Origin of the sequence: Stenotrophomonas aracearum, assembly GCF_031834615.1 — a bacterium.
Classification (GTDB): domain Bacteria; phylum Pseudomonadota; class Gammaproteobacteria; order Xanthomonadales; family Xanthomonadaceae; genus Stenotrophomonas; species Stenotrophomonas aracearum.
Genome location: NZ_CP115543.1, coordinates 2,678,402 through 2,692,400, shown reverse-complemented (window position 1 = coordinate 2,692,400; position 13,999 = coordinate 2,678,402). Strand labels below are relative to the sequence as shown.

General features: G+C 66.1%; 14 protein-coding genes. 7 read left to right on the top strand and 7 right to left on the bottom strand.

Features of this window, described 5'->3' with window-relative positions; all coding sequences use genetic code 11:
- Nucleotides 1–169 precede the first annotated feature (169 nt).
- The 3 genes from PDM28_RS12255 to cfa all read left to right on the top strand — a co-directional run bounded on the left by PDM28_RS12255 (nt 170) and on the right by cfa (nt 2,527).
- Nucleotides 170–472 (top strand): GNAT family N-acetyltransferase, encoded by a 303-nt coding sequence (locus PDM28_RS12255; RefSeq protein WP_311182234.1) that lies wholly within the window; start codon nt 170–172, stop codon nt 470–472.
- Nucleotides 473–534: 62 nt separating this feature from the next.
- Nucleotides 535–1,395, top strand: coding sequence for a DUF3298 and DUF4163 domain-containing protein (locus PDM28_RS12250; RefSeq protein ID WP_311182232.1), 861 nt, complete (start codon nt 535–537; stop codon nt 1,393–1,395).
- A 13-nt stretch (nt 1,396–1,408) separates the two neighbouring features.
- Nucleotides 1,409–2,527 (top strand): cyclopropane fatty acyl phospholipid synthase, encoded by a 1,119-nt coding sequence (gene cfa, locus PDM28_RS12245; protein WP_311182231.1) that lies wholly within the window; start codon nt 1,409–1,411, stop codon nt 2,525–2,527.
- A 57-nt stretch (nt 2,528–2,584) separates the two neighbouring features.
- Here the strand turns inward: cfa and PDM28_RS12240 are convergent, their stop codons facing one another.
- On the bottom strand, nt 2,585–4,744 hold the full coding sequence (locus tag PDM28_RS12240; RefSeq protein ID WP_311182230.1) for a M3 family metallopeptidase: 2,160 nt from the start codon (nt 4,742–4,744) through the stop codon (nt 2,585–2,587).
- 129 nt (nt 4,745–4,873) lie between these two features.
- On the opposite strand from PDM28_RS12240, the gene PDM28_RS12235 reads away from it, so the two are divergent.
- Entirely contained in the window at nt 4,874–5,356 is a 483-nt protein-coding gene (locus PDM28_RS12235) for a glutathione peroxidase (protein ID WP_311182229.1), read from the top strand.
- 6 nt (nt 5,357–5,362) lie between these two features.
- On the opposite strand, the gene PDM28_RS12230 is transcribed toward PDM28_RS12235, so the two are convergent.
- The 3 genes from PDM28_RS12230 to PDM28_RS12220 all read right to left on the bottom strand — a co-directional run bounded on the left by PDM28_RS12230 (nt 5,363) and on the right by PDM28_RS12220 (nt 8,665).
- Entirely contained in the window at nt 5,363–6,142 is a 780-nt protein-coding gene (locus PDM28_RS12230) for a ferredoxin--NADP reductase (protein WP_311182227.1), read from the bottom strand.
- 83 nt (nt 6,143–6,225) lie between these two features.
- Nucleotides 6,226–8,082: an ABC transporter ATP-binding protein gene (locus PDM28_RS12225; RefSeq protein WP_311182226.1), complete on the bottom strand. Its 1,857-nt coding sequence runs from the start codon at nt 8,080–8,082 to the stop codon at nt 6,226–6,228.
- 139 nt (nt 8,083–8,221) lie between these two features.
- Nucleotides 8,222–8,665 (bottom strand): carboxymuconolactone decarboxylase family protein, encoded by a 444-nt coding sequence (locus PDM28_RS12220; RefSeq protein ID WP_311182225.1) that lies wholly within the window; start codon nt 8,663–8,665, stop codon nt 8,222–8,224.
- Between the two features lie 201 nt (nt 8,666–8,866).
- On the opposite strand from PDM28_RS12220, the gene PDM28_RS12215 reads away from it, so the two are divergent.
- Together PDM28_RS12215 and PDM28_RS12210 are read left to right on the top strand one after the other, a co-directional pair.
- Nucleotides 8,867–10,384 (top strand): fumarate hydratase, encoded by a 1,518-nt coding sequence (locus tag PDM28_RS12215; RefSeq protein ID WP_311182224.1) that lies wholly within the window; start codon nt 8,867–8,869, stop codon nt 10,382–10,384.
- A gap of 64 nt (nt 10,385–10,448) precedes the next feature.
- Nucleotides 10,449–11,084, top strand: a complete 636-nt coding sequence (locus tag PDM28_RS12210; protein ID WP_311182223.1) for a glutathione S-transferase family protein — start codon at nt 10,449–10,451, stop codon at nt 11,082–11,084.
- 41 nt (nt 11,085–11,125) lie between these two features.
- On the opposite strand, the gene PDM28_RS12205 is transcribed toward PDM28_RS12210, so the two are convergent.
- Entirely contained in the window at nt 11,126–12,283 is a 1,158-nt protein-coding gene (locus PDM28_RS12205) for a phospholipase A (protein WP_311182222.1), read from the bottom strand.
- A gap of 144 nt (nt 12,284–12,427) precedes the next feature.
- Nucleotides 12,428–12,913: a DUF456 domain-containing protein gene (locus PDM28_RS12200; RefSeq protein ID WP_311182221.1), complete on the bottom strand. Its 486-nt coding sequence runs from the start codon at nt 12,911–12,913 to the stop codon at nt 12,428–12,430.
- 236 nt (nt 12,914–13,149) lie between these two features.
- Between PDM28_RS12200 and PDM28_RS12195 the strand changes: the two genes are divergently transcribed.
- Nucleotides 13,150–13,359 (top strand): cold-shock protein, encoded by a 210-nt coding sequence (locus tag PDM28_RS12195; protein ID WP_070208491.1) that lies wholly within the window; start codon nt 13,150–13,152, stop codon nt 13,357–13,359.
- A gap of 87 nt (nt 13,360–13,446) precedes the next feature.
- Here the strand turns inward: PDM28_RS12195 and PDM28_RS12190 are convergent, their stop codons facing one another.
- Nucleotides 13,447–13,941, bottom strand: a complete 495-nt coding sequence (locus PDM28_RS12190; protein ID WP_102944681.1) for a glycine zipper 2TM domain-containing protein — start codon at nt 13,939–13,941, stop codon at nt 13,447–13,449.
- Between the last annotated feature and the right edge of the window lie 58 nt (nt 13,942–13,999).

Sequence of the window (13,999 nt, the reverse complement as noted above, 5' to 3'; positions counted from 1 at the left end):
AAGCCATGCCAGCTTTTACGCCCTGTCCGATCCCTATATCGGCTTGAGCCGGCGGAGCTTTAGGGCCAGATGTGACCCAACGCGTCGCCTGTTGCCCCTGTTCAGGCTTCACGCGATCATGGCGGGGTGCTGCGCACTATCGCGACAGTCGCCGCAGGAGACACCGCTCATGGCTTCGGTTACCCCGCCGGGATTGGCTTACGAGGTGGAGCACCTTCCGGATCAGCACCGGTTCCAGGCCCGCGTTCGCGGGGAGCTCGCCGTGCTGGACTACACCCTCGAGGACGGTCAGATGGTCATTACCCATACCGGCGTGCCCGAGGCCATCGCCGGCCGCGGCATCGCGGGGGAGCTGACCAAAGTGGCGCTTCGCCATGCCCGCGACAATCACTACACGGTTGTGCCGGACTGCGAGTACGCCCAGCACTTCTTCGAGAACCACACCGAGTACGACGATCTGCTCGCGCCCTGAAAAAAACAGGTGCCTTTCACGGAAGAAGGAACATCATGACGGGATTCAACAAGGGGATTGCAATGAAAATCGCAGGAAACCGCCGCGCGCTGCGTACCGGTGCGCTGGCGTTGGCCGTGGGGCTGGTGCTGCTGGCCGGCTGCAGGCGCGAGCCGGACACTACCGCCGCGCCCACCGAAGGCCCGGCCACCACGCAGCCGGACACCACCGCTCCGCAGGCGACCGTCGACGCACCGCTGGAACTGCGCGATGTCATCGAAAACACCCCGCAGGCCGTGGTCGGCATCAGCTACCCGCCGGACGTGAACCGCTATCCGGGCCTGGCCAAGGCGCTGTCGGACTACGCCACCGCTGCGCGCGGCGAGCTGCAGCAGGCGGTGGACGGACTGGGCAACGACAAGCCGACCATGCCGTACGAGCTGTCGCTGAGTTTCGAGAAATTGCTGGAAACGCCGCAGATGGTGGTGATCAGTGCCGACGGCAGCCGCTACACCGGCGGTGCCCACGGCGAGCCGCTGGTGGCCCGCTTCGTGTGGCTGCCCGAACAGCAGCAGATGCTGACCGCCGAGACGCTGATTCCGGATACCAAAGGCTGGGGCGCGGTCAGCGATTACGTGGCCGACCAGCTGCGCGAGCGCGTGGCGACCCGGCTGAGCAGCGACGACATGGAGCCCGGCCAGCAGCAGGAAGCGCTGCGCAGCGCCAGCCGGATGATTGCCGACGGCACCGGCGCCAGCGCCGACAACTTCAGCCAGTTCCAGCCGATCACCGACCCCAACGGCCTGATCACTGCGGTGCGTTTCGTGTTCCCGCCGTACCAGGTCGGGCCGTACTCGGACGGCACCCAGACCGTGGACGTGCCGGCCGCCGTGCTGGTGCCGCACGTGGCGCCGGCCTACGCCGGCCTGTTCGCCAAGGGCTGACGGGGGCGGCGACATGGACGGGGGGCTGCAACGGCGGGTCATCGAGTTGCTGCACGAGGCGGACGTCACCGTTGACGGGGGGCGTCCGCACGACATCCAGGTCCACGACCCACACTTCTACACCCGCGTCATCGCCCAGGGCTCGCTGGGCCTGGGCGAAAGCTACATGGACGGGCAGTGGGATGCCGCCTCGCTGGACGGGTTCCTGCTGCACCTGATGCAGGCGCACGTGGACGAACGCGTGCATGGCTGGCGCGAACTGGCCGATGGCCTGAAGGCCCGCCTGTTCAACCTGCAGGCCGGCGGCGGCAGCCTGGAAGTGGGCCGTCGCCATTACGACCTGGGCAACGACCTGTACCACGCCATGCTTGGCAGGCGTCTGGTCTACAGCTGCGGGTACTGGGCCCAGGCACGCGACCTCGATGCGGCGCAGGAAGCCAAGCTTGACCTGATCTGTCGCAAGCTTGGACTGCGCCCCGGCCAGCGCGTGCTCGACATCGGCTGCGGCTGGGGCGAAGCGCTGAAGTTCGCGGCCGAGCGCTACGGGGTGTCCGGCGTCGGCATCACCATTTCGCAGGAACAGGCCGCGTTCGCGCGCGAGCTGTGCGCCGGCCTGCCGATCGAGATCCGCCTGCAGGATTACCACGACGTGGAGGAGCCGTTCGATGCGATCCTGTCGGTGGGCATGTTCGAACACGTAGGCGACAAGAACTACCGCGGTTATTTCGAGATGGCGCGGCGCTGCCTGAAGCCGGACGGGTTGTTCCTGTTGCACAGCATCGGCAGCAACATTTCGCGGCACCGTACCGACCCGTGGATCGCACGCTACATCTTCCCGAATTCGATGCTGCCGTCGGCCGCGCAGATCACCGCCGCGTTCGAGGGGCTGTTCGTGCTGGAGGACTGGCACAGCTTCGGGCCGTATTACGACCGCACGCTGCAGGCGTGGCGGGCGAATGTGGAGGCGGCGTGGGGGCAGTTGGATCCGGCGCGGTATGACGAACGGTTCAAGCGGATGTGGCGGTTTTATCTGGCCGGGTCGATGGCGAGTTTCCGCTGCCGGCATGCGCAGCTGTGGCAGCTGGTGTTGTCGCCGAACGGGGTTCCGGGCGGGTATCTGGCACCGCGATGACCAAAAAAAACCGCCCGGCAGTGCCGGGCGGTTTCGGTATCGCGCCTGCTCAGCCGATTACGGCTGGGTCAAACCACGCTTTTCCAGCAGCGGACCGATCTCCGGCGCATGACCTGCGAAGTCCTGGAACAGCTGCATGGCATCCACGCTGCCGCCCCTGGACAGCAGGGTCTGGCGGAAATGGTCGCCGTTCTTGCGGCTCAGGCCACCGTTTTCACGGAACCACTTCTGGGTGTTGGCATCCAGCACTTCCGACCAGATGTAGGCGTAGTAACCGGCGGAGTAGCCGCCCATGATGTGGCTGAAGTACGGGGTCTTGTAGCGCGGCGGAACCGGCGCGTAGTAGATCCCGTCCTTCTCCAGCGCGGCGCGCTCGAAGGCCATCACGTCCTTGGCCGCCGGCACCTGGTCCGGACCGATCTGGTGCCAGCGCTGGTCGAGCATGGCCGCGCCCAGGTATTCGGTGGTGGCAAAGCCCTGGTTGAACTTCGACGCGGCCAGCACCTTGTCCAGCAGCGCCTGCGGCATCGCCGTGCCGTTGCGGTGGTCCTTGGCGTAGTTCTTCAGGATCAGCGGGTTGTCGGCCCACATCTCGTTGACTTGCGAGGGGAACTCGACGAAGTCGCGCGGCACCGAGGTGCCCGAGAAGTACGGGTACTTCACGTTCGAGAACATGCCGTGCAGGGCGTGGCCGAATTCGTGGAAGGTGGTGGTCACTTCATCCCAGGTCAGCAGGGTCGGCTGGCCGGCCGGCGGCTTGGGAATGTTGAGGTGGTTGGCCACCACCGGCTTGAAGCCGGTCAGCGCGGACTGCGAAACGTAGGAGTTCATCCACGCACCGCCACGCTTGGACGCACGCGCGTAAGGGTCGAAGATGAAGATCGCCAGCTGGCTGCCGTCGGCGTCGAACACGTCGTACACGGTCACGTCGTCGTGGTAGACCGGCAGGTCGGTGCGCTGCTTGAAGCTCAGGCCGTATTCCTGGTTGGCGGCGAAGAACACGCCGTTTTCCAGCACGTTCTTCAGCTCGAAGTACGGCTTGAGCTGGGACTCGTCGAAGTTGTACTTGGCCTGGCGCACCTTCTCGCTGTAGTAGGCCCAGTCCCACGCCTCGAGCTGGAAGGTCGGCTTGCCGGCGGCCTTCTGTTCCTTGTCGATCATCGCCTGCAGGTCGGCGGCTTCGCGCTTGGCGTTGGCCACCGCGGCCGGGGCCAGCTGGCCCAGCATCGCGTTGACCGCTTCGGGCGTCTTGGCAGTCTGGTTGGTCAGGTTGTAAGCGGCGAAGTTCTCGAAGCCCATCAGCTTGGCCTTGTCGGCGCGCAGCTGCATGATGCGCGCGACCAGCGCGGTGTTGTCGAACTCGCCACCGCGGCTGCCGCGGGTGACCGACGCGTCGTAGATCTTCTTGCGCAGGTCGCGGTTGGTCAGGTTGGTCAGCGGCGGCTGGCCGGTGGTGTTGAGCAGGGCGATGACGTACTTGCCGTCGAGCTTGCGCGCCTTGGCGGCTTCCGACGCGGCGGCGATCTGCTCGTCCGACAGGCCGTCCAGCAGCTTGACGTCGTCCACGGTCACGGCCGAGGCATTCACTTCGTTCTGCACGTTCTGGCTGAACTTCGTGCCCAGGCTGGCCAGCTCGGCGTTCATCGCCTTGAGCTTGGTCTTGTCGGCTTCATTGAGCTTGGCACCGGCGCGCACGTAGCTTTCGTAGTACTTCTCGACCAGGCGCACGCCTTCGGCGTCCAGGCCGAGCTGGGTGCGGGTGTCATACAGGGCCTGGATGCGGTCGAACAGCTTGCCGTTCAGCGCGATCGCATCGCTGTGCGCGGCGAACTTCGCCGAGTAGTCGGCCTGCAGCTTCTTGCGGGTGTCGTTGGTGTCGGCGCCGACCAGGCTGAAGAACACGGTCGTGGCGCGGTCCAGGGTGTCACCGCTCTTTTCCAGGGCGATGAGGGTGTTTTCGAAGGTCGGCTTGGCCTTGTTGTTGGCGATGGCCTCCACTTCCTTCAGCTGCTGGGCCATGCCGGCGTCGAAGGCGGGAGCGAAGTCGCTGTCCTTGATCTTGTCGAACTGCGGGTAGTGCAGCGGCAGCGGGCTGTCGGCGAAGAACGGGTTGGCCTGCTGGGCGGCGTTGGCGGCCGGGGTGGCGGCAACGGCGGAATAGGCGGGCAGGGCAAGGCCGAGGGTCACGGCGACAGCGAGGGCAAGACGGGTGGTCAAGGGGAAATCTCCGGTCAGACAAGTGCCCGAGGTTAACCCGTGGTGACGGCCCCGGGCTTGTGTCGAAAGGCATGTGTAGGTGAGGGTTTCGAACCTACAATCACCCCATCCCCCTTCCGGAGCACGACCATGACCACCGCATTCGACTTCTCGTTCGTGGACCTGGACGGCCAGCCGCAGCCGCTGGAGCAGTACCGCGGCAAAGCCCTGCTGCTGGTGAACGTGGCCAGCAAGTGCGGCTTCACGCCACAGTACGAAGGCCTGGAGACCCTGTGGAAGGAGTACCGCGAGCGCGGCCTGGTGGTGATCGGCTTCCCGTGCGACCAGTTCGGCCACCAGGAGCCGGGCAATGCCGAGGAGATTCGGAACTTCTGCTCGCTGACCTATGAAGTGGACTTCCCGTTGTCGGAGAAGATCGAGGTGAACGGCGACGGCGCACACCCGCTGTGGACGTGGCTCAAGAAGGAGAAAAACGGCCTGCTTGGCCTGAGCGCGATCAAATGGAACTTCAGCAAGTTCCTGATCGGCCGCGATGGGCGCGTGCTGGAACGCTACGCGCCTACGGACAAGCCGGAAAACCTGCGCGGAGATGTGGAGGCCGCATTGGGGTAACGCCGGTTACTTCTCTACAAACGCGCGTTCGAACACGTAATGCCCCGGCGTGCCGATGCGCGGCGAGGTCTGGAAACCCCGCGCGTCCAGCACGTGGCGCAGGTCGGCCAGCATCTGCGGGCTGCCGCAGATCATCGCGCGGTCGTTTTCCGGGTTCAGCTCCGGCAGGCCCAGCGTGCGCTGCATCTCGCCGCTTTCCATCAGCGAGGTCAGGCGGCCCTGGTTCGGGAACGGCTCACGGGTGACGGCGGGGTAGTACAGCAGCTTGTCGCCGATCATCTCGCCCAGGAACTCGTGCTCGCGCAGTTCCTTCTCGAACAGCTCGCGGTAGGCCAGGTCCTTCTCGAAGCGCACGCCGTGGGTGAGGATCACCTTGTCGAAGCGCTCGTAGGTTTCCGGGTCCTTGATCACCGACAACCACGGCGCCAGGCCGGTGCCGGTGCCCAGCAGGTACAGGTGCTTGCCCGGATGCAGGTCGCTGATCAGCAGCGTGCCGGTGGGCTTCTTGCCGACCAGCACCTTGTCGCCCGGCTTGATGTCCTGCAGGCGCGAGGTCAGCGGACCGTCCTGCACCTTGATGCTGAAGAACTCCAGGTTCTCTTCCCAGTTGGCGCTGGCGATGGAATACGCACGCAGCAGCGGCCGCGCCTCCGTTTCCAGCCCGATCATGACGAACTGGCCATTCTCGAAGCGGAAACCGCTGTCGCGGGTGGTGGTGAAGCTGAAGTAGGCGTCCGTCCAGTGACGGACTTCAAGCACCGTTTCGGCACCAAAAGCGGAAGACATGGGGGTGGGGTCTGATCTGTGTTGTCGAGGGTATTCTAGCTCAAATGAGATAAATTCTCATTGACTGGCCCGAAACGCCATTTTTACCGGTATCCGGCAGCCTGTAGTTCAAACAGCTCGGCATAGCGCCCTCCCTGCGCCATCAGCTCTGTGTGGGTGCCGCTGGCCTCCAGCCGGCCCTCGGCCAGCACCAGGATCCGGTCGGCCATCCTCACCGACGAGAACCGGTGCGAGATCAGTACCGCCGTACGGTTGTCGGACAGCTCCTTGAAGCGCTGGAACACCTCGAACTCGGCGCGCGCGTCCAGCGCGGCGGTGGGTTCGTCCAGGATCATCACCTGCGCGTCGCGCATGTAGGCGCGCGCGATGGCGATCTTCTGCCACTGCCCGCCGGACAGGTCCACGCCCTGCTTGAACCGGCGCCCGATCAGCTGCTCGTAGCCCTGTGGCAGTCCTTCGATCACCTCATCGGCCATGCCGCGCCGGGCCGCGTCACGGATGCGCGCATCGTCGGTCATCGCCTCGACCAGGCCCACCCCGATGTTCTCGCCGGCGGTCAGGTTGTAGCGCACGAAGTCCTGGAAGATCACCCCCATGTTGGCGCGCAGGTCGTCCAGGTCGTACTCGCGCAGGTCGCGCCCATCGAGCAGGATGCGGCCTTCGTCAGGGTCGTACAGCCGCGCCAGCAGCTTCACCAGCGTTGTCTTGCCGGCGCCGTTCTCGCCGACCAGGGCCAGTACTTCGCCAGCGCGCAGCTCGAAATCCAGGTGCCGAACCGCCCACGCCTCGGCATCCGGGTAGCGGAACCCCACGTTCTCGAACACGAAGCCGCAGGTGATCGGTTGCGGCACCGGCACCGCGTCGGCGCGCGAATGGATCTCCGGTTCGATCTCGAAGAACGAGTACAGGTCGTCCAGGTACAGCGCTTGGCTGGCCACCTGCGAGAACCCGATCAGCAGGCCTTCCAGCAGCTGGCGCAGGCGCAGGAAGCTGCCGGCCAGGAAGGTCAGGTCGCCGATCGAAAAGTCGCCGCGGACGGTGCGCCACGCGATGTAGGCGTAGGCGGTGTAGTAGCCCAGCGTGCCCAGTGCAGCCAGCAACGTACCCCAGAACGCGCGGCGGCGGGCGAGGGCGCGATTGGCGCGGAAGAACTTCTCGGCCAGGAACCGGTAGCGGTCGATCAGGAACCGGTGCAGGTTGAAGATCTTCACTTCCTTGGCCGTTTCCACGCTGGCGCCGATCTGGCGCAGGTAGTCGAGCTGGCGGCGCTCGGGGGTCCACTGGAAGTTCAGGCTGTAACCGGCCGCGTTGAAGTGCGATTCGCCGATGAACGCCGGCACCAGCGCCACCGCGAGCAGCAGGATCAGCCACGGCGCGTACACCAGCAGGCCGACCGCCAGGCTGGCCACGGTGATCGCGTCCTGCACCTGGCCGAACAGCTGGCTCATCAGGCTCATCCGGCCCATGGTCTGGCGCCGGGCGCGGTCCAGCTTGTCCTGCAGGTCCGGGTCCTCGAAGTCCTCCAGGTCCAGCTCGGCGGCGTGCTCCATCAGGCGCACGCTGGTGACGTTGGTGAACAGCTCCGAGAGCAGGCTGTCGGCGTAGTTGACGATGCGCCCGAGCAGGTCCGAAGCGATCGCCAGGCCGAATTCCAGCGCCAGCAGGCCCAGCAGCGGATTGAGCAGCCCCCTGGAGAGCGCCTCCCCGAACGGTGGGAAGCCGGCGTCGTGCCGGCTCAGCAGCAGCGCGGCATCGATGATGAGCTTGCCCACGTACAGCATCGCCACCGGCAGCAGCGCGCGGATCACGCGCAGGCCCAGGCTGGCCATGGTCAGCGCCGGGCTGGTCTGCCAGACCTGGCGCAGGAACGGTGGCAGGTTGCGCATCGCCTTGAAGCGCTCGCGCAGGCTCGGGTTTTTCTGGGGAGGCGCAGGAGGCATGCGGAGCATTGTGCACCGGCCCCCGTCGACGCGTAGTGCCGGCCGCCGGCCGGCTCCTGGTGCTGCCGGCGATTGCGTGGAGCCGGCCAGCGGCCGGCACTACGTCGTGTCGATCGGTTTTGGCCGGTTGTGGCCCGCTTTACGGCAGTGGCGGCAACAACCCCGCGCCGAGCCGGTTCCAGGCATTGATCACTGCGATGCCCATGCTCAGGTCGCTGATGCCCTTTTCATCGAAATGCGGTGCCAGTGCGTCGAACGCCGCGTCCGACGGCGCCGCCGTGCTCAGCCGGGTCAGGGCCTCCGCCCAGCCCAGGGCGGCCTTCTCGCGCGCGTCGAAGAACCGGCTCTCATGCCAGGCCGGCAGGGTGTCCAGCTTGCGCGGCTCGATCCCGCCCTTGCGCAGCGCGGTGCCATGCATGTCCATGCAGTAGCCGCAGCCATTGATCTGCGACACGCGCAGGAACACCAGCTCCATCAGGGTGGGGTCGATCGAGCTGTCATGCACGGCCTTGCTGGTGGCCAGCAGGCCCTTGAAGGCGTCGGCGGCCAGGCGGGCATAGGGGACGCGGGGGGAAGCGGACATGGGTTTCTCCAAAGGGGAATGGGGGATCTTCACCTACTCAGACGGGGCAGGGTAGTCGCCTGTGACAGGTCGTGCCGGCCAGCGGCCGGCTCCCCGTGCTGCCTGGCACCGCCTGGAGCCGGCCGGCGGCCGGCACTACGGCGCTTCGGGGGGTAAAATGGCCGGCTTACCCCCCGCCAGCCCCGAGCAAGCGAGCATTACGTGACATCGATCAAGCAGGAAGACCTCATCCAGTCCATCGCCGACGCGCTGCAGTACATCTCGTACTACCACCCGGTCGACTACATCAAGAGCCTCACCGCCGCCTACGAGCGCGAGGAGTCGCCGGCCGCGAAGGAAGCGATGGCCCAGATCCTGATCAATTCGCGGATGTGCGCCGAGGGCCACCGCCCGATCTGCCAGGACACCGGCATCGTCACCGTGTTCCTGGAAATCGGCATGAACGTCCGCTGGGACGACGCCACCATGGGCGTGGAAGACATGGCCAATGAAGGCGTGCGCCGCGCCTACAACCACCCGGACAACAAGCTGCGCGCCTCGGTGCTGGCCGACCCGGCCGGCAAGCGCGTCAACACCAGGGACAACACCCCGGGCGTGGTCAACGTCAAGGTGGTGCCCGGCAACCACGTCGAGGTGATCGTCGCCGCCAAGGGCGGCGGTTCCGAAGCCAAGAGCAAGTTCGCCATGCTCAACCCGTCCGACTCCATCGTCGACTGGGTGCTCAAGACCGTGCCGACCATGGGCGCCGGCTGGTGCCCGCCGGGCATGCTTGGCATCGGCATCGGCGGCACCGCCGAAAAGGCGATGCTGCTGGCGAAGGAATCGCTGATGGAGCCGATCGACATCAACGAACTCAAGGCGCGCGGCGCCTCCAACCGCGCCGAGGAACTGCGCCTGGAGCTGTACGACAAGGTCAACGCGCTGGGCATCGGTGCGCAGGGCCTGGGCGGCCTGACCACGGTGCTGGACATCAAGGTCAAGGACTTCCCGACCCACGCCGCCAACCTGCCGGTGGCGATGATCCCCAACTGCGCGGCCACCCGCCACGCCCACTTCACCCTGGACGGCAGCGGCCCGGTGATGCTGGACCCGCCGTCGTTGGAAGACTGGCCGCAGATCACCTATGACGCCTCCAAGGGCACCCGGGTCGACCTGGACACCATCACCCCGGAAGACGTGGCCAGCTGGAAGCCGGGCCAGACCCTGCTGCTCAACGGCAAGCTGCTCACCGGCCGCGACGCCGCGCACAAGCGCATGGTCGACATGCTCAACAAGGGCGAGCCGCTGCCGGTCGACCTGAAGGGTCGCTTCATCTACTACGTGGGCCCGGTCGATCCGGTGCGCGACGAAGTGGTGGGCCCGGCCGGTCCGACCACCGCCACCCGCATGGACAAGTTCACCCGCCAGGTGCTGGAACAGACCGGCCTGCTCGGCATGGTCGGCAAGGCCGAACGCGGCCCGGCCGCGATCGAGGCGATCCGCGACAACAAGTCGGCCTACCTGATGGCGGTCGGCGGTTCGGCTTACCTGGTTTCCAAGGCGATCAAGGCGGCCAAGGTGGTGGGTTTCGCCGACCTCGGCATGGAAGCGATCTACGAATTCACCGTGCAGGACATGCCGGTGACCGTGGCGGTCGATTCCACCGGCGAATCGGTGCACATCACCGGCCCGCGCGAGTGGCAGGCCCGTATCGGCGCCATTCCGGTGGTCGTGGCCTGAGGTCCGCCCTGCGGAGCGTTGCGGCGCAGGCATAATCGGGGTTTCCCGACTGCAGGCGCCGCACATGGCCACCACGCTGTATGGATCGTCCAGCACCGCCTCGCTGGTGGTGCATTGGCTGTTGATCGAGCTGGGCATCGAGCACGTACTGGTGCTGCTGGATTTCGATACGCGCGAGCAGAAGGGCGCCGATTACCTGGCGCTCAATCCGGCCGGGCGGGTGCCGACCCTGGTCATCGATGGGCAGGTATTCACCGAAGCGGCGGCAATCGCCCTGCACCTGGCCGACCTGCACCCGCAGGCCGGGCTGCTGCCGGCACCGGGGACGCCGGAACGCGGCCAGGCCTATCGCTGGATGTTCTGGTGCGCCAATACGCTGCAGCCGGCATACCGGGCGTGGTTCTACGCCAGTGAGCCGGCCGGCGAGGCCAATACCGAGGCCACCCGTGCCATGGCCCGACAACAGCTCGAGGCGGCCTGGCAGCAGATGGCCGAGCACCTTGAGAACAACGGGCCGTACGTGCTGGGCGAGCGCCTGAGCGTGGTCGATTTCATGCTGGTGATGCTGATGCGCTGGTCGCGCAACATGCCCCGACCGAGTGATTCGTGGCCGGTGTTGAAGGCGTTTGCAGACCACATGAAGGCGCGGTCGGCCTTTGCCGATGTGTATCGGCGCGAGGGGATCAGCGACTGGACATAATCACCCGGTAGAGCCACGCCCTGCGTGGCTGCACCGTAACCTCAATACCACTCCAGCAACGACACGCCCACGCCCACATACGTGGCCTTGTGGTTGTAATCGATCATGCTCTCGCCATACCCGTCGAAGACCTGCACGTGCCCGCGCAGCAGGTTGCTGATCGGGAAGCCGTAATCCAGCTGCAGCGCGCCATGCGAGCGGTCGCCGCCGCGCAGCGAATGCCGCGCCATCAGCGAGACTTCGTGCCCGTTGCGGTTCCAGGTCAGGGTCGCGTCGCCGCGGCCCATGTAATCCTCGATGTCCGGGTTGTTGTCGTCTTCGCGGTCTTCCGGCAGGCGGTACCACGGGCGCAGCACCAGCGCCCAGTTCTCGCGGTCCAGGCCTATGGTGGCGATCACCCGGTTCCAGCTGCGCGACAACGGATCGGCGCGGCCGTTGGACATGTGGGTCAGGCTGAGTCCGCTCATGCGCCCACGCCAGCCACCGATGGAGTAGCCGTTGCGGAACATCATCATGATTTCCGGCTCGTAATTGGTTTCGCGGAACGGGCGCGAGTTGTCGGCGTTGTAGGCCTGCCAGCGCGAACTCTGGGTGTACCCGGCCCAGATGTCGCCGTTGTCCCCGAACACGTTCTCCCACACCTTGGTCTTGAAGCTCAGCTGGAACTTCAGCTCGTTGCTGTCCAGCTGCTGCGGCGTGGTCACCGTATTGTCCGGGTTCGGCGACTGCGGCATCTGGTTCTTGTCGCTGGTCCAGAACGCGGGCAGCAGGTACACCGGCTTGTAGGCCCGCAGCTGGAAGGCGCCCAGCTTGGAGTCCTGCGCCAGTTCCCAGCGGCTGTCCAGCAGCGAGCCCTTGCCAGCGTTGGCCAGCGCGGCGTTGTGGCCGTCGTTCTTGAACACCTCGCCGACCCGCTGCTTGACCCGTTCGGTGGCCGGGGCGTCGGGCGTGCGCGCCGCCGCGCGTTCCTCGCGCCGCTCCTGCTTGGCGGCAATCGCGGCTGCGTCGGCGGCCTGGGTGGTTTCCGCGGTCGGCCGGAACAGTTTGTCGTAGCAGGCCAGGCGCGCCGCGTCGGTGCTCACCTGCGAACAGGCCTCCGGCGTTGCCGGAGTCGGCGAGGCCTCCTGTGCGGCCACGGGCAGGCTCGCGGTTGCCAGGGCCAGGGCGGAGAACAGGGCCGAACGGGGGCGGTGGGTCATGGGGACGGGCCGATGAATGAGGGGAGAGCCGGAACAGTGTGGCGGCTGCCCCGGATTCCCGCCAGCGCACGAAACGACGCGCGTGACGGTTTCAGCGCGTTTATGCCGGTGCCCCCCGTGCGCGCGGCGTGAAGTCGCCGCACATCAGAACCACCAGGCAAACGCGAAGATGCCCAGCATCGTGATCACCAGCGCCAGCTTCAGCGCAAGCCCGAGCAGGATGCCCAGCCAGGTGGCCAGCCCGACCTTGGTCGAGCGGCCGAGTTCGCGGGTATGCCAGTACTCGCCGAGCAGGGCGCCGGCCAGCGGGCCGACGAACAGCCCGATCGGCATGAAGAACAGTCCGACGATGCTGCCGATGAAGGTCCCCCATAGCGCCTTGCTGCTGGCGCCGACCCGCTTGGCGCCCACCATGGTGGCGATCACGTCCACCGCGAACGAGGCCAGGGTCAGCAGGCCCAGCACCGTCAGCGGCACCCAGCCCACATGCACGAAGCCGTCGCCCCAGGCCGCGACCAGCAGCCCGGCGAACACCAGCGGAATGCCGGGCAGGGCAGGCAGCACGATGCCGGCAATGCCGACCAGGACCAGCAGCACCGCGATCAGGTAAAAGATGAATGAAGGGTCCATGCTGTGCCGTATGTTTGCCGAATTTGGGTTGACATTTGTGGAATATGCCAGTTGCTTTTTGATTTTGCCCGGGTTAAGTTGCAGTCGCTGAGCTTGGCAAGGTCACCGTGGATCGTGGCCTGATGATGGTAGGTCTTCCAGATCCGCTCCATCGATGCACCTCGCTTCCCCCTTGCTGTCAGCCGCCCGCAAAGGCGTATCCAACGACAAAGCAGAGATACCAGGGAGTAAGTGAGATGGCTGATCGTGAGCAGGGTACTGTGAAGTGGTTCAATGACGCCAAGGGCTTTGGCTTCATCAGCCGCCAGAACGGTGAAGATGTATTCGTGCACTTCCGCGCGATTGAAACCCAGGGTTTCAAGAGCCTCAAGGAAGGCCAGTCGGTGAGCTTCGAAGTCGTGCAGGGCCAGAAGGGCCTGCAGGCCGACAAGGTCCAGCCGGTCTGATCCGGCCGGCCACCGCGCACGCGTGGTAACGAAGAAGGCCCGCGCAAGCGGGCCTTCTTCTTTCCAGCAGGGGCCGGACGCCAGGCCTCAGCGGATGACCACCCGGCCGTTGACCACGCGCACGTAGGTGTTCTCGCGGATCCCGCCCAGGTCGCGCTGGTTGACCACCACGGTGCGGCCGTCGTCCATGCGCACGGTGATGTCGAAGGTGTCGCTGGTGACGTTCTTCTGGATCTGGTTGCCGGCCAACGCGCCACCCACGGCGCCTGCAGCGGCGGCGACGTTCTGGTTGCCCTTGCTGCCGCCGGTGTGGTCGGAGATCTCATGGCCGGCCACCGCGCCCACGATGCCGCCCAGGATCGCACCGGTCGCGCTCGGCGCGCTGCGGCCCGAGGCTACCTGGTTGATCCGGGTCACGATGCCGCAGTCGGCGCAGCGGTTGGTGTTGTAGTTGCCACCGTTGTTGTAGCCGCTGTTGTTGTAACCGCTGTTGTAGCCGCCCCCGCCATAGCCGGGCGAGGTGGCGCAGCCGGCCAGGCCGAGGGTCGCGATGGCAGCTGCAGCAATGAGTTGGATCTTCATGGTGGTACTCCGTGTGGGTCGCATGGCGCCGATCCTGTCGGGTCCTGCGTGAACAGGG